Here is a 21,356-nt window from a genome sequence, read left to right as displayed (position 1 = left end):
CGGCGGGTTCTTTCGAGAGCCCGCCGGTCGCGCATTGGAGCATCGGGTCATCCAAGGCTCCATGAAGGAAGTAGGAAGGAAGTAGAGCGCCGCGCATCGGTTTGGATGCGCAAAGGACGCTCTGAAGTTTAGATTTGCGCAGGATATTTTCCGAAAACCTGGTTTTCGGGTTCACGCGCAAGGCCACTCGGATCGATTGGCCAACCCGGTTTCGAAACAGCAGAGGGCCGCTCGAAACCGCCCATGGACGGTCATGGGGCAGGATTGCAGGACGCTCGTGCGGCACCGCGCCGAATAAGCCGAGCCTCCCGTTGTCTTGCCCGTGGCTGCCCGAGAAAGGAAGCCAAGGGAAAGGGGCATCCGCGCACGCTGAAACGGCGCGGCCCTTTCCGCATACGAAGGACAAGACATGTTCAATTACCACAAAGTGGAAATCGAATGGGGCGGCCGCCCGCTCATTCTCGAAACCGGCAAGATCGCGCGTCAGGCTGATGGCGCGGTGCTGGCCACCTACGGCGAAACCAAGGTTCTCGCCACCGTCGTCTCGATGAAAGAGCCGAAACCCGGCCTCGATTTCTTCCCGCTGACGGTCAACTACCAGGAAAAGACTTACGCCGCCGGCAAGATCCCGGGTGGTTATTTCAAGCGTGAAGGCCGTCCGAGCGAGAAGGAAACGCTGGTTTCCCGCCTGATCGACCGCCCGATCCGCCCGCTCTTCGCCGAAGGCTACAAGAACGACACCCAGATCGTCGTCACCGTCGTCCAGCACGATCTCGAAAATGACCCGGACATCCTGTCGATCGTCGCCACCTCCGCCGCCCTGACCTTGTCCGGCGTGCCGTTCATGGGCCCGGTTGGCGGCGCCCGCGTCGGCTACATCAACGGCGAATATGTGCTCAACCCGCATGTCGACGAGATGCAGGAATCGAAGCTCGACCTGGTCGTCGCCGGCACCGCCGACGCCGTGTTGATGGTCGAGTCCGAAGCCAAGGAACTCGGCGAGGACCTTATGCTTGGCGCCGTCATGTTCGGCCACAGGGGCTTCCAGCCGGTGATCGACGCGATCATCAAGCTGGCTGAAGTCGCGGCCAAGGACCCGCGCGACTTCACCGCGCCGGACTATTCCGCACTTGAAGCCGAGATGCTCAAGATCGTCGAAGGCGAGCTTCGCGACGCCTACAAGATCACCGACAAGCAGAAGCGCTATGCCGCCGTCGACGCCGTCAAGGCGAAGGTCAAGGCCGCGTTCGCGCCGGCAGAAGGCGAAGAGGCCAAATACACGTCCGAACAGATCGGCACCGTGTTCAAGGAGCTCCAGGCCAAGGTCGTGCGCTGGAACATTCTCGACACCGGCTCGCGCATCGACGGCCGCGACCTGAAGACGGTCCGCAAGATCGTCTCGGAAGTCGGCGTCCTGCCGCGCACGCACGGCTCGGCGCTGTTCACTCGCGGCGAGACCCAGGCACTGGTTGTCGCCACGCTCGGCACCGGCGAGGACGAGCAGTATGTCGATTCGTTGACCGGCATGTACAAGGAGAAGTTCCTCCTGCACTACAACTTCCCTCCCTATTCGGTCGGTGAAACCGGCCGCATGGGTTCGCCGGGCCGCCGCGAAATCGGCCATGGCAAGCTCGCCTGGCGCGCCATCCGGCCGATGCTTCCGACCGCCGACCAGTTCCCCTATACGTTGCGCGTCGTTTCGGAGATCACCGAGTCCAACGGCTCGTCGTCAATGGCTACCGTCTGCGGCACCTCGCTGGCTCTGATGGATGCCGGCGTGCCGCTTGCCAAGCCGGTCGCCGGCATTGCGATGGGCCTGATCAAGGAAGGCGAGCGCTTCGCCGTGCTCTCCGACATCCTTGGCGACGAGGACCACCTCGGCGACATGGACTTCAAGGTTGCCGGCACCGCCTACGGCATCACCTCGCTGCAGATGGACATCAAGATCGAGGGCATCACCGAGGAGATCATGAAGATCGCCCTCGACCAGGCCAAGGATGGCCGTCAGCACATTCTCGGCGAAATGGCCCACGCGCTGTCCGGCGCACGTGCCGAGCTCGGCGAGTTCGCGCCGCGCATCGAGGTCATGCACATCCCGACCGACAAGATCCGCGACGTGATCGGCTCGGGCGGCAAGGTCATCCGCGAGATCGTCGAAAAGACCGGCGCCAAGATCAACATCGAGGACGACGGCACCGTCAAGATCGCCTCGGCCAATGCCAAGGAGATCGAGGCGGCGAAGAAGTGGATACACACCATCGTCGCCGAGCCGGAAGTCGGTGAAATCTACGAAGGCACGGTCGTCAAGACCGCCGACTTCGGCGCTTTCGTCAATTTCTTCGGTCCGCGTGACGGCCTCGTCCACATCTCGCAACTCGCCAATGATCGTGTCGCCAAGACCTCCGATGTGGTCAAGGAAGGCGACAAGGTCTGGGTCAAGCTGATGGGCTTCGACGAGCGCGGCAAGGTCCGCCTGTCGATGAAGGTCGTCGACCAGGCCACCGGCAAGGAAATCGTGCGCGACAAGAAGAGCGAAGGCGAAGAAAACGCCGCCTAAGCTGATCTAACTATGCAATCGAAGCGGGCGCGCCGGAAGGTCGCGCCCGTTTGCGTTTCAACAACAGCCTTGCAGTTCAAGAGTGGTGAATGTCCGCCGAGCCGCTGAAAACGCTTTTCCATTCGTTCGAGGCCGGTGCTGTTTCCCTGCCACGAAAGGATGAACGCATACTCTTTCTCGGTGCCGAGCCCGGCTTTCGCTTGCCGGAAGGGTTTGATGCCAAGCTTCATCTTGTCCAAGGCTTCAGGCCGCACTTTCGCGCCTTGCAGGCGTCCGGCTTCGCGGTCACGCCGCAGGTCGAAGGCGAGGCTTTCGACGCGGCATTTGTGCTCGCTGGCCGCCATCGCGGCCAAAACGAGTTGCGCGTTGCCGAAGCGGTCGAACGCGCAGCACCAGGCGGGTTGATCGTCGTCGCCGGCAGCAAGGACGATGGAATCGCCAGCCTGCGCAAGCATGTCGGCGCCCTTGTGCCGCTCGAAGGCCACCTGCCGAAGCATCACGGCATTGCCTTCTGGTTTCGCCGGCCGGCCGATACCGTTGCCGCGGCAACGCTTCGCGCTGCCAATCCGGATTTGGTGGTCGAGGGCTGCTTCCGCACGGCGCCAGGCATGTTTTCCTTCGACAAGATCGATGCCGGATCGAAACTGCTGATCGAAAATCTGCCCAACGATCTGCGTGGCAGCGTTGCGGATTTCTGTGCCGGTTGGGGCTATGTCGCCGCCGAGGTCGGCGCCCGCTCACCTGGCATATCGGCGCTTGACCTTTACGAAGCGGATTTCGAGGCGCTGGAGGCGGCGAAGGCCAATCTCGGCAACACAGGCGTGGAGCCAGGTTTCTTCTGGATCGATCTTTTGAGCGAGCCGGTCGAGCGCCGCTATGACGTCGTCGTCATGAACCCGCCCTTTCATCGCAGTCGGGCGACTGAGCCGGAAATCGGTGCCGGCATGATCCGCGCGGCAGGCAAGGCGCTGAAGCCGGGCGGCCGGCTGTTCATGGTGGCGAACCGTCAACTTCCCTACGAACCGGTGCTGGCGGCCGCCTTCTCCAGCCATGCGGAGCTCGCCCGCGACGGCATGTTCAAGGTCTTATCGGCGCGACGCTGAAATCCTGCGGGGCAAGCCGGCGATACGTCGCTCGCGCTATTCCCGCCCGCCGTCGGTCTGCTTCAATTCGTCAAGCGTCGGCATGGAAACGATGTGATAGCCGGAATCGACATAGTGGATTTCGCCGGTGACGCCGGAGGACAGGTCGGACAGCAAATAGAGCGCGGAGCCGCCGACTTCGTCGATCGTCACTGTACGGCGTAGCGGCGAGTTGCGCTGCTGGTAGGAGAACATGTGGCGTGCGTCGGAAATCCCGGCGCCCGCAAGCGTCCGTACCGGTCCCGCCGATATGCCGTTCACCCTGATGCCGCGCGGGCCGTAGTCGTTGGCGAGATAGCGGACGCTGGCCTCCAGCCCCGCCTTGGCGACACCCATAACGTTGTAGTTCGGCATGACACGGACCGAACCGGCATAGGTCAGCGTGATCATCGAACCGCTATCCTTCATCAATGTGGCGGCGTGACGGGCGATCTCGGTGAAGGAGTAGCAGGAGATCACCATTGTGCGGATGAAGTTGTCGCGGCTCGTGTCGGCGTAGAGGCCTTTCAGCTCGTTCTTGTCGGAAAAGCCGATTGCATGGACGACGAAATCCAGCCCGCCCCACGCCTTCCCCAAAGTCTCGAAAGTCGCGGCGACCGACACGCTGTCCTCGACGTCGCAAGGCACCACCAGGGATGCGCCCAATTTCTCGGCGAGCGGCTTGACCCGGCGCCCGAAGGCCTCGCCCTGATAGGTGAAGGCGAGGTCCGCGCCATGTTCGGACAGTTTGCGGGCGATACCCCAGGCGATCGAATGATCGTTGGCAACACCCATGACAAGCCCGCGCTTGCCCTTCATCAATCCGTCCATGGTCGGCAAATCCTTATGCGGAATAGCGCTGGAAAATCAGCGTTGCGTTGGTGCCACCGAAACCGAACGAATTGGACAAAACGGTGTCGATCCTTGCATCGTCGATGCGCTTGCGCACGATCGGCATGCCCTCGAATTCCGGATCGAGGTTCTCAATGTGGGCGCTCTCGCCGATGAAGCCGCCTTGCATCATCAGGATCGAGTAGATCGATTCCTGCACGCCGGCGGCGCCCAGAGAATGGCCGGTTAGCGATTTGGTCGACGTGATGAAAGGCATCTTCTCGCCGAACACCTCGCGGATGGCGCCCATTTCCTTGGAGTCGCCGACCGGCGTCGAGGTGCCGTGCGTATTGATGTAGTCGACCGGCGAGGACACCGTTGCGAGCGCCTGCTTCATGCAGCGCGCCGCGCCTTCGCCCGACGGCGCCACCATGTCGTAGCCGTCCGATGTCGCGCCATAGCCGACGATCTCGGCATAGATCTTGGCGCCGCGTGCCTTGGCATGCCCGAGCTCTTCAAGAATCAGCACGCCGGCGCCGCCGGCAATGACGAAACCGTCGCGATCGACGTCGTAGGCGCGTGAGGCGACCGATGCCCTGTCGTTGAACTTGGACGACATGGCGCCCATGGCATCGAAGAGATCCGACATCGTCCAGTCGAGATCCTCATGGCCGCCGGCGAAGACGATGTCCTGCTTGCCCCACTGGATCAGCTCGTAGCCATTGCCGATGCAATGCGCAGACGTCGAGCAGGCCGATGAGATCGAATAGTTGACGCCGTGGATCTTGAACCAGGTGGCAAGCGTCGCCGACGCGGTCGACGACATCGCTTTTGGCACCGCGAACGGCCCGATCCGCTTGGGGCTGCCGTTTTTGATCGTGGTCTCGGCCGCCTCGACGATTGCACGGGTCGACGGTCCGCCGGAGCCCATCACGATACCGGTGCGCTCGTTGGTGATGTCGGCCCCGTCGAGGCCGGCGTCTGCGATCGCCTGGTCCATTGCGACATGGTTCCAGGCAGCACCCTGCGACAGGAAGCGCATGGCGCGACGGTCGATCATGCCCGATGGGTCCAGCGTCGGCGCACCCCACACCCGGCAACGGAAGCCATGCTCGGCGAAAGAGTCGGAGAAGCTGATGCCGGATCTGGCATCGTGCAGCGAGGTCTGCACCTCGTTGGCATTGTTGCCTATCGACGACACGATGCCGAGACCTGTGACTACGACCCGTCTCATTCGCAACTCCTTCCAGCGCGGACCCCGAACCTGAAATCAATTTCCGGAATGGAACCATGCGCAAAATTAAAGTGCTACAGCGTTCATCAGACGTCCAAGACGTCGTACTGTAGGGTCTTCGTTCAGACGGCGGCCGATTGCTTGGACAGACCGACCTTCAGATCCGTTGCCGCGTATATGGGCTCGCCATCTGCCTTCAGCCAGCCATCGGCGATGCCAAGCACAAGCCGACCGCGCATCACTCGCTTGAAGTCGACGCCATACTCCACCTTCTTGACCGAAGGCGTGACCATGCCTTTGAACCTCACCTCACCGGTCGACAGCGCCATCCCCTTGCCGGGTTCACCGAGCCATCCGAGATAGAACCCCGTCAACTGCCACATGGCGTCCAGGCCTAGGCATCCTGGCATGATCGGATTACCGATGAAATGGCAGGCGAAAAACCACAAATCCGGCTTGATATCGAATTCCGCGCGGATGAAACCCTTGTCGAACGCACCGCCGGTCTCGCTGATCTCGGTGATGCGGTCGAACATCAGCATCGGCGGATAGGGCAGCTGCGCATTTCCCGGTCCGAACAGCTCGCCGCGGGCGCAGGCAAGCAATTCCTCGTAACCGTAGCTGGATTTCGAACCCGCCATCAATCTCGTCCCCGTGATCGTCCCGGGCGATAGGCGCCCTTGTCGGTGGTTTCCTAACACAATCTGTTTCAGGCCGGAAACCGGCGCTTGCGCTTAACCTGCCCGTCTGCCCGGGTCAATGCGCGCTATTGATCGCATTCGGTCGACAGAATATATGTCAGGACACGTCCGGTTTCGGCAGATGCTCAATTTCTGCCATTTTGGACCTGTCTGAGGCGGAACTGTGAGCGCGACGGATACATGGATCTGGGTTGCCGGAAGGATAATGTCGCTGTGGACAAGCGCGTTCGCGAGGCCGGTCTGAGGCCGACACGCCAGCGCATCGCGCTGGCCGATCTGCTTTTCGCCAAGGGCGACCGCCATCTTTCGGCCGAGGAACTGCACGAGGAGGCGCTTGCCGCCGGCGTGCCGGTGTCTCTGGCCACCGTCTACAATGCTCTGCACCAGTTTACCCAGGCCGGTCTTCTCCGCATCCTTGCCGTCGAGGGATCGAAGACTTATTTCGACACCAACACCTCCGATCACCATCATTTCTATATCGAGGGCGAAAACAGGATCTTCGATATCGACAGCGGCCCGGTGACGGTTTCCAACCTGCCGGAACCGCCGGAGGGCATGGAGATCGCCAATGTCGATATCGTGGTGAGACTGCGTCCGAAACGCTGCGACTGACCGGCGCCTTATGAAATTCCTGGATTTGACGCTCCGGCTCGAATGGGTCGCCGTCGCGGTGGCGGCTCTTGTCTTCTATGCAATCGCCGGTGTTTCCTGGTGGCTGTTTGCCGTGCTCATTCTGGCGCCCGACCTGTCGATGCTGGGTTACATGGCCGGGCCGCGCGTCGGGGCCGTCGCCTACAACGCCTTGCACATACTGATCTTGCCCGTTCTGCTGGCGCTTGTCGGCAGCGTCTTTGACAATGCAATGGCGATAGCTGTCGCGCTGATCTGGATCGCCCACATCGCCATCGACCGCGCTCTGGGCTATGGTTTGAAGCTGTCGAGCAGTTTCCAGGATACCCATCTCGGCCGCATCGGCCGCTAAACCATCCCCGAACCGAAGATCAGCGAAACAAATGCCGGATCCGGTGCTTGCAGCGCTGGCCTGACCTCCGGTTCGGAAAGGTCAGTTCTTGACCTTTTCGCCGGGATAGGCACCCCAGACGAGCGACTGTGCGAGCCAGCCGGTATGGCCGTCGAAGGTCATTTCGCACCATTGGCCATCGCAGGACTTGATTGTGCCCATCACCCCCGGTTCGAGGATCGCAATGACGCCTGCATCTTTTGCCGGGTCGTCAAGGAGGTTGACGCGAGCGTCCTTGCCGCGCTGCCAGGGGGCGACGATCGCCGTGCGACGGCCCGAAAGCAGCGACTGATTGATCCAGCCTTCCGAGCCGTCGGCATCACGCACACGGCGCCACGTATCGAACTCCTGGATGATCTCCATCGGCAGGCCTGGCTTCATATACATCCAGTCGACGGAATAATTGACGCCCGGCCCAACGCGCGAGTTGACGCGGCCGGATTTCAGGCTGACGAAGCGCGGCAGCGGCAAGCCGCTTGGTCCGAGCGTGACGCGCTGGGCGGGTGCGGCGGCACTTTGCGCCATCACCAGTGGGCTATGGATGAGAGCGCCGAGGAATGCTGCACTGAGGGTCAGGCGGAGCGACGCGAAACCAGACACTTTCGTTCCTTTCGGCGCCCGCCCATCGGCCTTCGCGCCCATTTTTCTTTGTCTTCGGCGGAACCGCTTGTTACATGGATGACCGGTACCGCGATCGGCTCTCAGTTTCGCCGTTCTTGGTTAAAGAGGTCTCAACGAGATCGGGTTCGAGGAAACAATGGCAGGCAAAAAGAAGCCCCTCGTCGTCATCACGCGCAAGTTGCCCGACCTAGTCGAGACCCGCATGCGCGAGTTGTTCGACGCCCGCTTGAATGTGGAGGACAGGCCGATGACGCAGCCGGAACTGGTGGCGGCGGTCAAGGAGGCCGACGTGCTGGTGCCGACTGTGACCGACAATATCGACGCGGCGCTGATTGCCCAGGCCGGCGACAACCTCAAGCTGATCGCCAACTTCGGCAATGGCGTCGACAAGATCGACGTTGCGGCAGCGGCCAAGAAAGGCATCACCGTCACCAACACGCCGAACGTGTTGACCGAAGATACGGCCGACATGACCATGGCGCTGATGTTGGCCGTACCGCGGCGGCTGGCCGAAGGCGCCAACGTGCTGACCGGCGATAAGAAATGGGCGGGCTGGTCGCCGACCTGGATGCTCGGCCGGCGCATTTGGGGCAAACGGCTCGGCATTGTCGGCATGGGTCGCATCGGCACCGCTGTCGCCAGGCGCGCCAAGGCGTTTGGCCTCTCGATCCACTACCACAACCGCCACCGCGTACTGCCGGCAATCGAGGACGAGTTGGAAGCGACGTATTGGGAAAGCCTTGACCAGATGCTCGCCCGCATGGACATTATCTCGGTCAATTGTCCATCGACACCGGCAACCTTCCACCTGCTTTCGGCACGGCGGCTAGCGCTTCTGCAACCGTCAGCTTACATAGTCAACACCGCGCGCGGCGATATCATCGATGAGGAATCGCTGGTCAAGCTCATCCATGACGGCAAGATCGCTGGCGCCGGCCTCGACGTCTACGAGCACGAGCCGGCGCTGAACAGCAAGCTGCTGAAGCTTGCCCACAAAGGCAAGGTCGTGCTGTTGCCGCATATGGGTTCGGCGACGCTCGAAGGCCGTATCGACATGGGCGAGAAGGTGATCATCAATATCCGCGCCTTCTTCGATGGTCATCGCCCGCCCGACCGCGTGCTGCCGTTGAGGGCGTGACCTGCCGTCACGCCGGCACGGTCTTGCCGCGGCAACCGCGCGTTCGTCGTTGGATAGCTTTGGCTTACGAAAACGCCTTGCGCATGGTGATTGAGGTCGGCCGGTCGTAGCCCTTGTGCGCTGTCCGTTCGGTTTCACGAAAACCGAGGCGGGCAAAGGCTGCGTGATTTCCGGTCAGCTCGATCCGGGTCTGGAGCTCGATGGCGGTCCTGTTGTGGCTGCGGGCAAGATCTTCGACGGCCTGCATCAGCTGTTTTCCAATGCCTTGTCCCTGAAGAACCGGCTCGACCGCGAGCTTTCCAACATAGAGCTCGTCTGCGCGCTTCAGGATGAAGACGCAACCGACGATCTCGTTTTCCTTCAGCGCCAGGAATGCTGTCTCCTCCAGCGCTCTAGCCCTGAGATTTTCAACGGTGAGCCGATGCGCCGAGGACGGCGGGTCAATAACCCCGTCCATAAAGGCGAAGGCCCGCATGACCAGCGCCAGCACCTCGTCCCAACAGTCGAAATCGGCCGCAAGCTGCACGATGGAAACGTCGGCAGGCAGGCTCACGGGCTGGTTCGCTTGTAGCGGATCGTGTCGAAGCGTGCCGCCAGCGCATCGTAGAGCAGCAGTCGTCCGACCAGCGGCTCGCCAATCCCGGTGATCAGCTTGATCGCTTCCATGGCTTGCAGCGTGCCGATGACCCCGGTCAGCGCACCGACAATGCCGGCCACCGCGCAGGATGGCACCAGTCCCGGCGGCGGCGCCTCGGGAAAGAGATCGCGGTAGCTTGGGTTCAACTTGCCGTCCGGGCCGGTTTCGAATGGCTTCAGTACGGTGACCGAGCCGTCGAAGCGGCCAACGGCGGCATGCACGAGCGGCCGGCTTTCCGCGGCGCAGGCGTCGGCCACCGCGTAGCGTGTCTCGAAATTGTCGGAGCCGTCAACGACGATGTCATAACGGGCAATGAGGGTAGGGGCGTTGTCCACGGTCAGCCTGAAATTGTGCTCTTCCACGACGACGTTTGGATTGATGCGGATGATCGCCGCTCTGGCGCTGTCGGTTTTCGCCACCCCGACATCGTCCGTGGCGTGGATCACTTGTCGTTGCAGGTTGGAAAGCGAAACGATGTCGTCGTCGACGATACCGAGAGTGCCAATCCCTGCGGCGGCGAGATATTCGAGCACCGGCGCTCCCAATCCGCCGGCGCCAATGACGAGCACCCGCGCCCGCTTCAGCCGCTGCTGGCCGGCGCCGCCGATCTCGGGCAGCACGATGTGGCGGGCGTAGCGTTCGAGCTCTTCATCGGTGAGGGCGGCTGTGATCATCGCCGGACCATATAGCGGAGGAAAAAGCTTGTCAGGTATCAATGCATGCCGCTCAGAAGTGCGCCATGAACCAAGTTCAAATGGTCGGCCTGACCGTGCCGTGATCGACGGTCAGGAATTGCGCGCGTCCCTTGAGGCTGTCAAACAACGCGGCATCGGTCCCGGTCATGAAGGCCTGGCAGTTTAGTTCCTCCAGGATCGAGAACAAGGCCGCCCGTCGACCGCCGTCGAGATGGGCGGCGATCTCGTCGAGCAGCAGGATCGGTGTCATGCCCGACATCTCGCCGGTTAGCCGCGCATGCGACAAGACAATGCCGACCAGCAGCGCCTTCTGCTCGCCGGTCGAACAGAGCTCGGCCGGCATCGCCTTGGGCCGGTGGCGCACCACGAGGTCGGAACGGTGCGGGCCGTCGAGCGTGCGTCCGGCGGTGCGGTCGCGGTCGCGCCCCTGGGCAAGCGCACGACGGAACCGTTCCTCTACGTCGACGGCCGGCAAAATACCGAGTTCGCCTTCCAGTTCGCCAGAGATGCCGATGTCGGCTTGCGGAAACGGTCCGTCGCCGGGCAGCCGGTCGATCATGGCGGCGAGCAGGCGCACCAGTTCGGCACGCGCCGCGGCAATCGCCACGCCGGTCTCGGCCATTTGCATCTCGATCGCATCGAACCAGGCACCGTCGCGTGAACCGTCGGCGAGCAGTCTGTTGCGGCCGCGCATTGCCTTTTCGTAGTCAAGCGCGCGCTGGCCGTGGCCAGGATCGATCGCCAGCACCAGCCGGTCTAGGAAGCGCCGGCGGTCGGCAGCCGGCCCGGGGAACAGGCCGTCCATGGCCGGTGTCAGCCAGACCACGCGCAGCCATTCCAGCATGTCTTCGGCTGAGCGTGCCGTCGCGCCGTTGATCCGCACCCGCCGGCCGGCTTCGCCGTCGCTGCCCGATATTCCGGTACCGATCTCGACCTGGCCTTCCGGCCCGTCAAGCCGGGCATGCAGCGCAAAGCCACCGTCGCCGCCTTCGCGCGCCACCTCGGAATAGGGTGCGCGGCGCAGGCCGCGGCCCGGCGTGAGCAGCGAGATCGCTTCAAGCAGATTGGTCTTGCCGGCGCCATTGTCGCCGGAGAAAACCACAGCACCGGGATCAAGGTCGATTGCCAACGCCGCATAGTTGCGGAAATTCGTAAGTGTGAGCTTACTTATGTACGTCTGCTGCGGTTTTGCAGATCTGGTCACGACAGCAAGATGGCCCCGTTCGGGCCCTACACCCGCATCGGCATCAGCACGTAGAGCGCGGTCTCGTCGGCCATGTCGTGGATCAGCGTCGGGGAACCGGCATCCGCCAGCATGAACTTCGCCTCCGTGCCGGTCAGTTGCGCGGCAACGTCGAGCAGGTATTTGGCGTTGAAGCCGATTTCGATCGGATCGGACGAATAGTCGGCCGCCAGTTCCTCGGTGGCACTGCCCGAATCCGGGTTGTTGACCGCAAGCGTGACCTGCCCTTCGGCGATCGAAAGCTTCACCGCCCGGCCGCGTTCGGACGAAATGGTCGAAACGCGATCGACGGCAGCGGCGAAACTCTGGCGATCGATAATCAGCTTCTTGTCGTTGCCGGTCGGAATGACGCGCTGGTAGTCCGGGAAAGTGCCGTCGATCAGCTTGGAGGTCAAGATAACGCTGCCGATGGTGAAACGGATCTTGGTGTCGGACAACTCGGTGGTGACTGCAACATCGGGATCGTCGACCAGCTTTTGCAGCTCGCTGACCGTCTTTCGCGGGATTATGACGCCAGGCATGCCCTCAGAGCCTGCCGGCGCATCGATCTCGGCGCGCGCCAGCCGGTGGCCGTCGGTCGCGACAGAGCGCAGCTTCAGCTTGCCGCCGGCCTCGTGCGTGTGCAGATAAATGCCGTTCAGATAATAGCGCGTCTCCTCGGTCGAGATGGCGAACTGGGTCTTTTCAATGAGGCCCTTTAGTCCGACGGAATCGAGCCGGAAAATATGCGAGAACGACCCGGCTGAAAGCTCGGGAAAGTCGGACTGCGGCAGGCATTGCAGGCGGAAGCTCGAGCGCCCCGACGTCACCGTCATGGCGTTGCCGTCTTCGTCGGTCTTCAGCGCCACCTCCGCGCCGTCGGCAAGCTTGCGCACGATGTCGTAGAGCAGATGTGCCGGGACCGTCGTCGCCCCGCCACGTTCGACCTTTGCCGGCGTTGCTTCGGTCACCTCCAGGTCGAGGTCGGTCGCCTTCATTTCAAGGCTGGCCCCCTCGGCGCTGAGCAGCACGTTCGACAGGATCGGAATGGTATTGCGCCGCTCGACCACGCGGTGAACATGGTTGAGCGACTTCAGGAGATTTGACCGTTCCAGGATAACACGCATGACGAAACAGGCTCGCTTGAATGAATGAACGGGTCTCCGGCAAGCGGCGCCCCGCGAAAGGTCTGAACAGGCTCAGAATCTGCGTAAACTGACAGGAAAAACCCGGCAAACGCAAGCCCGCGCCACCGGTTCGGACCGGCTGCACGGGCTTTCTGGGGATAAAAAGGCCGGAGTCCGCGAGCCGGCGTTTTTCGGGCCGTCAGGCCTGGTCGTTGATCAGCCTTCTCAGCAATTCGAGTTCCTGCGCCAGTGTGTTGTCGGCACCGGAAAGATCCTCGATCTTGCGCACCGCATGCAGCACGGTCGTATGGTCACGACCGCCGAACCGCCGCCCGATCTCCGGCAGCGAGCGCGGCGTCATCACCTTCGACAGATACATGGCGACCTGCCGTGGCTTGACGATGGTGCGTGTGCGCCGGTTGGACAGAAGTTCGGTCTTCGACACGTTGTAGTGGCGCGCGACGATGCGCTGGATGTCCTCGATACGCACCCGCTTGGGTTCGCCCGAACGATAGATGTGGCCAAGGATCTCGTCGATGCGGTCGATGGTGATCTGCGGTTCGAAGGATTGACGAAACAAAAGCTGGTTGAAGGCACCTTCGAGCTCGCGTCCGCTGCCGGTCACCGTGCGGGCGACGTGGTTGAGGATCTCTTCGGAAATATCGAGCGACGCATCGTCGAGCTTGGCGGTGGCAAGCCTGAGCTTGAGCATACCGATACGCATGGCGAAATCCGGGGCTGACATTTCCAGCGCGACGCCGCCGTTGAGGCGCGAGCGGACGCGTGGCTCCAGCGACTCCAATTCCGACGGCGGCCGGTCGGCAGCGACCACCACTTGCTTGGCGCTGTCGAGCAGCATGTTGATCAAATGGCAGAATTCGTGCTGGATCGACTTGCCCTGCAGGAACTGCATGTCGTCGATGATGAGGAGGTCGATGTCGCGCAGCTGTTCTTTCAGCGTCAGTGCGTTGTTGTCGCGGATCGCGGTGGCGAACCGCCACATGAAATACTCAGCCGTCAGATAGACGACCCGCGATTTCGGATTCTGCTTCAGCGATTCTGCGGCGATCGCCTGCAACAGGTGCGTTTTGCCCAGCCCGACCGTCGCGTGAAGAAAGAGCGGATTGAAACGCACCGCGCTCGACTGCGATTCCGCGACCGCCTTGGCGGCGGCAAAAGCCACTCGGTTCGATTGTCCTTCGATGAAGGAGGTGAAAGTATAGCGTGGATCGAGTGGCGAACCGAGAACATTGTGCCGGAACTCGGTTTCTGCCGGCATCCCCGGGCGGGGTACCGGGACCCGTTCGACCCTGCTGGGGCTCGCCGTGCCCGCAGAGAGCGCGGTTTGCGTCTGCCTGGTCATCTTGCGCGCCGGGGCCACTTCTGGCTCGACGCTGTTGCGGCCCTGCCGTGTGGCGGTGCGAACCACTATCTCGATCTTGAGGATCTCCGGATCCTCGTGCTTCCACAACTCGGTGATGAGATCGAGATAGTGGCCGTTGATCCATGAACGCAGGAATGCGGTTGGCACTGAGATGCGGACAATGCCCTTAGAGGATTCAGCGACCTTCATGCGCCCGAACCAGCTCGAATAGACCTCGGTTCCCAGACGCGCCTTCAACTGGGCCTTGACCCGATCGAACTTCTGTTCAGCTTCATTGGAAGCCGCCATGTCGTTCCTTCCGATTAACGTTCCAGGAAATGGGAGGTCGCCTGTAAGCTCCCTTTCGATGCCGCCGCTCTGCATGATCGAGTTCCTTGTCTCTTGTACCTGTTTTCCGCCGGGGATGCGCCTCCTGCATCCATGTTTCCGGCGACCGTGTCTTCGCTGCGACACCATCGCCGCCGCCGGCTGATGAATCGCCTCGTTGTCGGTCCGGCGCCGAAGAGCCGATCCGCTTTGGTCATGTCAGGGCAACAAAATGCCGTCCGGCGAAAAACCGCCGGCGCACCGTCGACCTGCCATGTACAATTACGCCAGTCCCCTACCGTATCGAAAAGACAAACCAACCCCGTCCGCGGAGTTGAATCCGCGGTGTAAACTCTGCCAATTTGAGCTGGCCGGTTTCAGGCTGGTCAAGGGCCAAGGGCCCGTCCCTTCGATGGACAGACATTACCGAAATCGCTGTGGATAGGGCAAGGCCACCCCTACCGGATTTTTAAGGAATCTGACTAGCAAGGGACGTTTCGAACGCCATGCTGCAACAGTTGATTTTGACAAAGCCATTGTGATTCAAACCCTTTTCCGGCGAATATGAAAAAGGCCACACAACGCGAAATTTTCTGAAATAATTCACTTGACAGCCAATTGCCGCCTATCGGCCACAGCCGATGTGAACAAGCTGTGGATCACCATCGGTAAGCCTCTGAAAAAAAACAGTAATCTGTGACGTTCGGAAATTTTCGCATTGGCGGTTTCGAAGGCTGCGAATATCAGCAGGCATGTATATGCCGGCAAAGCATTTCGAACTTTGAAATGCCCGCGGAGCGCCATTTTGCGGGCTTTCTTTTAAGTACTTGCCGGCAAACGAAAAAAACCCGGCGCGATTGGCCGGGTTTGAAGAAGCGCAGTTCAGGAAAAGGTATATTAGGCCGACAGCACCTTGACCCGTTGGGCCAGCCGCGACACCTTGCGCGATGCCGTGTTCTTGTGCACCACGCCCTTGGTCGCGGCGCGCATCAATTCCGGCTCGGCCACCTTGAAGGCAGCCTGTGCGGCCGCCTTGTCGCCAGCTGCGAGCGCCTCTTCGACCTGGCGGATGTAGGTCCGGACGCGGGAGCGGCGGTTCTTGTTGATCGCTGCGCGACGGGCGATCTTGCGCGTTGCCTTTTTGGCCGAGGAGGTATTGGCCATGGTGCCTCTCTTCTGATCTGGTGGGCGCTTGCGGGATACCGCAGGGCGCAAAAAACAAACGGGCAGCCACAGGGCCGCCTCGATTGGTGCGGCTTATAGTTCAGCTTTTCCGGCGCGTCAACGCTGCAGCGCTTTCTTTTTGACCGGCGCCTTCGTCATCTCATCGGTTCGTGAAATTCGGCTTCCGCTTGCCGGTGAAGGCCGCCATGCCTTCCTTCTGGTCATCCAGCGCAAACAGCGAATGAAACAGCCGGCGCTCGAACCGCAGACCCTCGGTGAGCGTCGTCTCATAGGCGCGGTTGACGGCCTCCTTTGCCATCATCACCGACGGCAAGGAAAAACCAGCGATCTTGGACGCTGCCTTAAGCGCTTCCTCGATCAACTCGCCGGCTGGCACCACGCGCGAGACAAGGCCGGAACGCTCGGCCTCGGCTGCGTCCATCATTCGACCCGTCAGGCACATATCCATCGCCTTTGACTTGCCGACAAAGCGGGTCAGGCGCTGCGATCCGCCCATGCCGGGCATGACGCCCAGCGTGATCTCGGGTTGGCCAAACTTGGCGGTGTCGGCGGCGATGATGAAGTCGCACATCATCGCCAGTTCGCAGCCGCCCCCCAGCGCATAGCCCGCCACCGCCGCGATGATCGGCTTTCGTGCCCGCGTAAATTCTTCCCAGCCGACGAAGAAATCCTGCAGATAGGCATCCACATAGGAGATGGACTGCATTTCCTTGATATCGGCACCTGCCGCGAAAGCCTTTTCCGAACCAGTGATGACCATGGCGCCGATGTCGGCATTGGCGCCCATGCTATTCACCGACGCGACCAGTTCCGCCAGCACTTGTGAATTCAGCGCGTTGAGCGCCTGCGGCCGGTTCAGCGTAATCAGCCCGACCTTGCCGCGGGTTTCGACGATGATGGTTTCATAGCCCATGCTTTGCTCCTCCTCGCTTCTGGTTCAAGCCTGACAGGCCCGGCAGTGGAAAGTCGAACGACCGCTTTGCACGATACGCTCGATGTGGCCGCCACAACCAGGCTTGGAGCAGGCTTCCCCCTCGCGATCGTAAACCGCGAAGGAATGCTGGAAGTAGCCCAGCGATCCATCGGTCTGCATATAATCGCGCAACGACGAGCCGCCGGCGGCGATCGCATCGGCGACGACCGAGCGGATTGCTTCGGCCAGGCGTTCGCTCTGCTCTTTGGCTTTCTTGCCGGCTCTCGCGAGGGTGCCCGCTTCGCGCAGCGGCGACAGGCCGGCCCGCCAAAGCGCTTCCGAGACGTAGATATTGCCTAGCCCGGCAATCAGCCTCTGGTCCAGAAGTGCCGCTTTCAGCGGTGACTTGCGACCTTTCAGCAACGAAGCGAGCAGCGCGCCGTCCAGTGCGTTGCCTGTAGGCTCGACGCCTAATCCCGCCAGCATCGGATGCATGTCGGGCTCGCCTTCCGAAAACAGCATGAACCCGAAGCGGCGCGGGTCGTTGAAGATCACGCGAGAGCGGACGCCGGCAGGGGATGCGATGTCGAAGACGACGTGATCGTGAGCAGTGTTTTTCGAACGTTCGTGGTGGAACGCGCCGGGCGTTGCGCTCTCGTCGGCCGTTTCGATGCGAAACGAACCCGACATGCCGAGATGGCAGATCAGAACCGGGCCGTTGTCCATGTGCATTGTCAGATATTTGGCACGGCGGCCGAGCGCCGCAATCGTCTTGCCGGTCAGCCGCTCCGAAAATCTCTCGGGGAACGGAAACCGCAAATCCGGCCGGCGTGCCTCGACACCGACAATGCGGGCACCTTCAAGGGCCGGCTGCAGACCGCGCCTGACTGTCTCTACCTCCGGCAGCTCAGGCATGGCCACCTATCGTGGCATGGAAGGAGGTGCCGTGACGGCCGCGCGCCAGCCCGAGATGTTCGGCCACGGTTTCGCCGATGTCGGCAAATGTTGTCCTCAGTCCGATCTCTGCGCCTTTGAAACCCGGCCGTGTCCCGATAATCGGAATACGCTCGCGCGTGTGGTCGGTGCCGCGCCACGTCGGATCGTTGCCGTGATCGGCGGTCAAAATGAGCAGATCGCCTGGCCTCAGCCGTGCGAATGCCTCGGGCAGGCGCCGGTCGAAAGCTTCGAGTGCGGCGGCATATCCCGCAACGTCGCGCCGATGCCCGAACTCGGTGTCGAAGTCGACAAAGTTCGCGAAGACGAGGTCGCCGTCGCGGGCGTCTTCCATGGCACCAAGCGTTTTGTCGAACATCGCCATGTTGCCGGCAGCCTTGCGGACTTCCGAGATCCCCCGATGGGCGAAAATGTCGCCGATCTTGCCGATCGCGATAACCCGGCTGCCGCGCGCCGTCAGCCGATCGAGCAGCGTCGGTTCCGGCGGCGGTACGGCATAGTCGCGACGATTATGCGTTCGCTCGAACGTGGCGGCGGTTTCACCGATAAACGGCCTCGCGATGACGCGGCCGATATTCAGCGGATCGACGAGCCTGCGCACCACTTTGCAGAACTCGTAAAGCCGTTCCAGGCCGAAATGAACCTCATGCGCGGCGATCTGCAGGACGGAGTCGATCGAGGTGTAGCAGATCGGCTTGCCGGTGCGGATATGGCCTTCGCCGAACCGTTCGATAATCTCGGTGCCCGGAGCATGGCAATTGCCGAGGATGCCAGGCACCTTCCCTTCACGCACCATTGCGTCGGTCAACTCGGCCGGAAAGGCGGGAATCTTGTCTGGGAAGTAACCCCAGTCGAAACGGACCGGCAGGCCGGCTATTTCCCAATGGCCCGATGGCGTGTCCTTGCCGCTCGAAACCTCTTGGGCCGCGCCGTGAAAGGCGGCGGCAAGCGGCGCACTGCCGGCATTCTCGAACCTGAAACCCGTCGCCGTTGCCGCGGCCTGGCCGAGGCCGAGCGCGAGCATGTTTGGTACAAGAAGGGGTCCGGCACGCAGGCTTTCGCGATCGGCGCGGCCTTCTGCGCAGGCCCGCGCGATGTGTGCGAACGTATTAGAGCCGGTGTCGCCATAACGTTCGGCATCGGCCGCGCCGCCGATGCCGAAGGAGTCGAGGACAAAAAGGAAGGCGCGTGCCATCGAAAGGTTCATCATTGCCTGTGTGTTGGCTCAGACATAGGGTTCCGCGCCGCCATTGGCAATTCGGAAACCCAACGGCACGGCTTGGCGTGCTGGTCCCGGAGAGACGAATCGCGGCATGGTCGATCTGCGGATGGAAATGCGCGGCGCGGAGCTCGCATGAGGCTTGCCCTGACGGCATTCGCCGCCGTACTGGCTTTGCTGCTGGATGCGTCTTGCACAAACCTGGCGCGAGCCGATTGGCGCGATGTTATCGGAACGTTCCGTATCGGTATCGTCGCCGAACCGTTGCCGGTCCGAGGGACTATGTGCTGGCTGCAGCCATCGTGCGTCTAGTCTCGGCCCGCGGTCGCAAGCAATAGCAACAGACCGGTTAGCGGGCTTCAGGCGTCAGCAATCGCTGCACGGAATGGTCGGGCTCCTGCGCGGCCGCAGATAATAAGTTTCCGCCATCGATATCGAATTGAAGACCGAGCTCAACCCGAACCGGCTTTGGCCGTCCGCCGACCAGGTGATGATTGGCTTGTAGGCGAGATCGCTTTCGACCCGAATGAGGAACGTGCCTTTGATCTTGAGCGCGCTCGGGACCGTTGTGGTGGAATCCTTGACAGCGTCGACGCTAGAGACGCCATCGACCAGTTTGCGCGACCACACGACCAGGACTTTCGGCGTCGTCTCGTTCGTCACCTGTATCGCCGTGATAATGATCTTCGGTTTCGAGCGGTTGTAGGGCTGGAGCGTGGAACTGCCGATCGCCATGATGGCATCGACATCGGCCGCCTTGACGGTCTGCTGCTGCGTGACGAGGTCCGCTACCATGCTGCCGATGCGGCTGACCTTCTTGCTGGTCTCGATGGCTTGCGAGGCCTCCATTGTCATAAAGTACATGATCAACAGGACAGGCACGATGAGGGCAAACTCGACAGCCGCAATACCGCGGCGGTCCGAGCAAAGCCGGACTGCTCTTGTACAAATCCCTGCGATGCCCAGCTGTGCCCCCGCACGAATCATGGCTTTGCCCTTTTCAAGCGACTACGTGGTTCAGTTGTCGAACGGCTCGTTCTGCCAAGTGATCGAAGCAAAATGCAGCGTTTTGCCGTCCTTCAGGTTGGCCATCGATTTGGCCATGAAGTCGGTCATCACCGGCCATTTGTAAAAAACACGCAGCATGTTTCTCGACTCCGCCAGGCCAGGTGCGACGGTGAAGGTCTGTGTGCTCGTGCCCTTGGTCAGCACGACATCGCCATCCTGAATCTTGAAACCGGCCAGCGCCGCATCGGCGAAGGTCGGATATTCCCGCAAGTCCACCAGCAATCCGGGACAGGTCTTGGCGACCATGATCTCCAATTTGGTGCAGATCATATCCCGCAGCTTGGTCCCGGACACATCGGCCGGTCTTAGTTGGCCGGTACGCAGCTGGCGCGCGATGTCGTCGGTGGCGTTTGCCATCACTTCCTGTGCGGCAAAAGAAATGCAGCTCTCCAGGATGGCGAAGACAAGAAGCGCGAAAGGAATTGCAAGCATGGCGAATTCGATCGCCGTGCTTCCGCGGCGGTCGCCCAAAAACCGTCTTGGAGAACCTGCTCGTCCTGCCTTGTTCATGTCCTCTGCCCGCCGATGCCGCTTCTGTATCGGTCCCACCCTTAGTCGGAACCGATTGAAGTCCGGTTGGAATGACCGTTAAATTCAACGGGAAGGCCTTAACCCGGCGATAACCGAAGCACGTTCCCGCCAAAGGCGGACACGTCGGCTAGCTAATGCCCGGCGCTCATTTCGGCTTCAGAGGCCTTCTCGGCATCGCTCTTATACGAGCTTTCGCAATATGGCGCGCAGGACATGGTCTGTACTTCGGAACGCCGATAGATGCGCACCGACGACGCTGCCTGGCGCACGACGGTTATTTGCTCATCGACGATCGGGTTACCCTCCTGGTCGAGGACGACGAGATTGGTGACGCCAAATCCCTTGCCGGTCAGTACGATCGTCGATGCGTCCTGCACGGAGGCGTCGGCGATCGCCGGATTGCCGACGACAATCGTATCGGCGGCGCGCGACAATTTGATGATCTTTGCCTGGTTCATCGTCACCTCGATGCCGGCGCCGGCCTTGGCTGGAAAGGCGAAAGCCGCTGCGGCAAAAAGCACGGCAACTGGAAATGATGATCTCGGCCCGGCCATTGAGGCGCCCCCTGGCAAACTGTTCAACGGAACATGAACGAGATTGGTGAACCAACCGTTAAGCGGCTGGAGTTCAGGATCAAGCCGGAACCGGCATTGGGCCTAGCCGGCACGGCTGGAACGTCTTTGCCGAATTGCGCCTTTTGCGCCTTTTGTCAGCCCGGGCGCCTAGCGGCGGGTATTTTAGTTCTGGGTTAACCACGCAATCTCGTCGAAGCGGGAAAGGAATCGGTAAGCCTGTTTATTAAGCCGATTGAAACAGCTTCTCCTTAGATTCGCAGTATCCGATCAGCCACCAAGAGAAGTTGACGGAAGTGCTGTAACAATTGGAGTAGGA

The 21,356-nt window shown here is 61.4% G+C and carries 21 protein-coding genes and 1 pseudogene; 6 read left to right on the top strand and 16 right to left on the bottom strand.

The genetic code is table 11. The features are described from left to right. The first annotated feature begins 409 nt into the window (after nucleotides 1-409). Entirely contained in the window at nucleotides 410-2,557 is a 2,148-nt protein-coding gene (pnp, locus tag NKI17_RS02895) for a polyribonucleotide nucleotidyltransferase (RefSeq protein ID WP_292654001.1), read from the top strand. Nucleotides 2,558-2,646: 89 nt separating this feature from the next. Beyond that, nucleotides 2,647-3,660, top strand: coding sequence for a class I SAM-dependent methyltransferase (locus NKI17_RS02890; protein ID WP_352570340.1), 1,014 nt, complete (start codon nucleotides 2,647-2,649; stop codon nucleotides 3,658-3,660). Nucleotides 3,661-3,696: 36 nt separating this feature from the next. Here the strand turns inward: NKI17_RS02890 and fabI are convergent, their stop codons facing one another. The 3 genes from fabI to fabA all read right to left on the bottom strand — a co-directional run bounded on the left by fabI (nucleotide 3,697) and on the right by fabA (nucleotide 6,384). Beyond that, complete coding sequence (gene fabI / locus NKI17_RS02885; protein ID WP_023676910.1) at nucleotides 3,697-4,509, bottom strand: enoyl-ACP reductase FabI; 813 nt, start codon at nucleotides 4,507-4,509, stop codon at nucleotides 3,697-3,699. Nucleotides 4,510-4,522: 13 nt separating this feature from the next. Further along, nucleotides 4,523-5,743, bottom strand: coding sequence for a beta-ketoacyl-ACP synthase I (gene fabB, locus NKI17_RS02880; protein WP_352570342.1), 1,221 nt, complete (start codon nucleotides 5,741-5,743; stop codon nucleotides 4,523-4,525). 122 nt (nucleotides 5,744-5,865) lie between these two features. Beyond that, nucleotides 5,866-6,384 (bottom strand): 3-hydroxyacyl-[acyl-carrier-protein] dehydratase FabA, encoded by a 519-nt coding sequence (fabA, locus tag NKI17_RS02875; RefSeq protein WP_023676912.1) that lies wholly within the window; start codon nucleotides 6,382-6,384, stop codon nucleotides 5,866-5,868. A 240-nt stretch (nucleotides 6,385-6,624) separates the two neighbouring features. Between fabA and irrA the strand changes: the two genes are divergently transcribed. Both irrA and NKI17_RS02865 read left to right on the top strand, forming a co-directional pair. Continuing rightward, a complete protein-coding gene (gene irrA / locus NKI17_RS02870) occupies nucleotides 6,625-7,056 on the top strand; it encodes an iron response transcriptional regulator IrrA (RefSeq protein ID WP_023676913.1) in 432 nt (143 codons plus the stop codon). Nucleotides 7,057-7,066: 10 nt separating this feature from the next. Next, nucleotides 7,067-7,426: a DUF4260 domain-containing protein gene (locus NKI17_RS02865; RefSeq protein WP_023676914.1), complete on the top strand. Its 360-nt coding sequence runs from the start codon at nucleotides 7,067-7,069 to the stop codon at nucleotides 7,424-7,426. An 81-nt stretch (nucleotides 7,427-7,507) separates the two neighbouring features. Here NKI17_RS02865 and NKI17_RS02860 read toward each other — a convergent pair whose 3' ends face one another. Next, entirely contained in the window at nucleotides 7,508-8,065 is a 558-nt protein-coding gene (locus NKI17_RS02860; protein WP_352746938.1) for an SH3 domain-containing protein, read from the bottom strand. Nucleotides 8,066-8,222: 157 nt separating this feature from the next. On the opposite strand from NKI17_RS02860, the gene NKI17_RS02855 reads away from it, so the two are divergent. Then, the gene (locus tag NKI17_RS02855) at nucleotides 8,223-9,224 is read left to right on the top strand and encodes a 2-hydroxyacid dehydrogenase (RefSeq protein WP_352680479.1); all 1,002 of its coding nucleotides are present in this window, start codon (nucleotides 8,223-8,225) and stop codon (nucleotides 9,222-9,224) included. Between the two features lie 64 nt (nucleotides 9,225-9,288). Here NKI17_RS02855 and NKI17_RS02850 read toward each other — a convergent pair whose 3' ends face one another. The 9 genes from NKI17_RS02850 to NKI17_RS02810 all read right to left on the bottom strand — a co-directional run bounded on the left by NKI17_RS02850 (nucleotide 9,289) and on the right by NKI17_RS02810 (nucleotide 18,842). Next, nucleotides 9,289-9,777: a GNAT family N-acetyltransferase gene (locus NKI17_RS02850; protein ID WP_352589093.1), complete on the bottom strand. Its 489-nt coding sequence runs from the start codon at nucleotides 9,775-9,777 to the stop codon at nucleotides 9,289-9,291. Next, the gene (locus tag NKI17_RS02845; RefSeq protein WP_352905380.1) at nucleotides 9,774-10,535 is read right to left on the bottom strand and encodes a molybdopterin-synthase adenylyltransferase MoeB; all 762 of its coding nucleotides are present in this window, start codon (nucleotides 10,533-10,535) and stop codon (nucleotides 9,774-9,776) included. Before NKI17_RS02845 ends, NKI17_RS02850 begins: the two co-directional genes overlap by 4 nt. Before the next feature lie 76 nt (nucleotides 10,536-10,611). After that, nucleotides 10,612-11,760 (bottom strand): DNA replication/repair protein RecF, encoded by a 1,149-nt coding sequence (gene recF, locus NKI17_RS02840; protein ID WP_352576939.1) that lies wholly within the window; start codon nucleotides 11,758-11,760, stop codon nucleotides 10,612-10,614. 26 nt (nucleotides 11,761-11,786) lie between these two features. Beyond that, nucleotides 11,787-12,905: a DNA polymerase III subunit beta gene (gene dnaN, locus NKI17_RS02835; protein ID WP_023676920.1), complete on the bottom strand. Its 1,119-nt coding sequence runs from the start codon at nucleotides 12,903-12,905 to the stop codon at nucleotides 11,787-11,789. A 199-nt stretch (nucleotides 12,906-13,104) separates the two neighbouring features. Further along, the gene (gene dnaA / locus NKI17_RS02830; RefSeq protein WP_352698153.1) at nucleotides 13,105-14,577 is read right to left on the bottom strand and encodes a chromosomal replication initiator protein DnaA; all 1,473 of its coding nucleotides are present in this window, start codon (nucleotides 14,575-14,577) and stop codon (nucleotides 13,105-13,107) included. A gap of 915 nt (nucleotides 14,578-15,492) precedes the next feature. After that, on the bottom strand, nucleotides 15,493-15,759 hold the full coding sequence (rpsT, locus tag NKI17_RS02825) for a 30S ribosomal protein S20 (RefSeq protein ID WP_023676922.1): 267 nt from the start codon (nucleotides 15,757-15,759) through the stop codon (nucleotides 15,493-15,495). A gap of 160 nt (nucleotides 15,760-15,919) precedes the next feature. Continuing rightward, a complete protein-coding gene (locus tag NKI17_RS02820) occupies nucleotides 15,920-16,693 on the bottom strand; it encodes an enoyl-CoA hydratase (RefSeq protein ID WP_023676923.1) in 774 nt (257 codons plus the stop codon). Between the two features lie 24 nt (nucleotides 16,694-16,717). After that, a complete protein-coding gene (gene mutM, locus NKI17_RS02815) occupies nucleotides 16,718-17,608 on the bottom strand; it encodes a bifunctional DNA-formamidopyrimidine glycosylase/DNA-(apurinic or apyrimidinic site) lyase (protein ID WP_352448614.1) in 891 nt (296 codons plus the stop codon). Continuing rightward, a complete protein-coding gene (locus tag NKI17_RS02810; protein ID WP_352570350.1) occupies nucleotides 17,601-18,842 on the bottom strand; it encodes a phosphopentomutase in 1,242 nt (413 codons plus the stop codon). The genes mutM and NKI17_RS02810 overlap by 8 nt, the downstream gene beginning before the upstream one ends. Nucleotides 18,843-19,001: 159 nt before the next feature. Between NKI17_RS02810 and NKI17_RS36985 the strand changes: the two are divergent. After that, nucleotides 19,002-19,130, top strand: a pseudogene (locus tag NKI17_RS36985) (phosphate/phosphite/phosphonate ABC transporter substrate-binding protein); the annotation flags it as partial. 102 nt (nucleotides 19,131-19,232) lie between these two features. Here the strand turns inward: NKI17_RS36985 and NKI17_RS02805 are convergent. From NKI17_RS02805 to NKI17_RS02795, 3 genes are all read right to left on the bottom strand, one after another. Next, entirely contained in the window at nucleotides 19,233-19,853 is a 621-nt protein-coding gene (locus tag NKI17_RS02805) for a TadE/TadG family type IV pilus assembly protein (RefSeq protein ID WP_023676926.1), read from the bottom strand. Between the two features lie 30 nt (nucleotides 19,854-19,883). Next, on the bottom strand, nucleotides 19,884-20,444 hold the full coding sequence (locus tag NKI17_RS02800) for a TadE/TadG family type IV pilus assembly protein (RefSeq protein ID WP_352455127.1): 561 nt from the start codon (nucleotides 20,442-20,444) through the stop codon (nucleotides 19,884-19,886). Between the two features lie 152 nt (nucleotides 20,445-20,596). Further along, the gene (locus tag NKI17_RS02795; RefSeq protein ID WP_352455128.1) at nucleotides 20,597-21,019 is read right to left on the bottom strand and encodes a pilus assembly protein N-terminal domain-containing protein; all 423 of its coding nucleotides are present in this window, start codon (nucleotides 21,017-21,019) and stop codon (nucleotides 20,597-20,599) included. Nucleotides 21,020-21,356 lie beyond the last annotated feature (337 nt).

It is taken from the genome of Mesorhizobium sp. M0816 (genome assembly GCF_040320005.1).
Taxonomy (GTDB): Bacteria; Pseudomonadota; Alphaproteobacteria; order Rhizobiales; family Rhizobiaceae; genus Mesorhizobium.
Note: the sequence above shows the minus strand (reverse complement) of the source record. Positions and strands in the feature narration are given on the sequence as shown.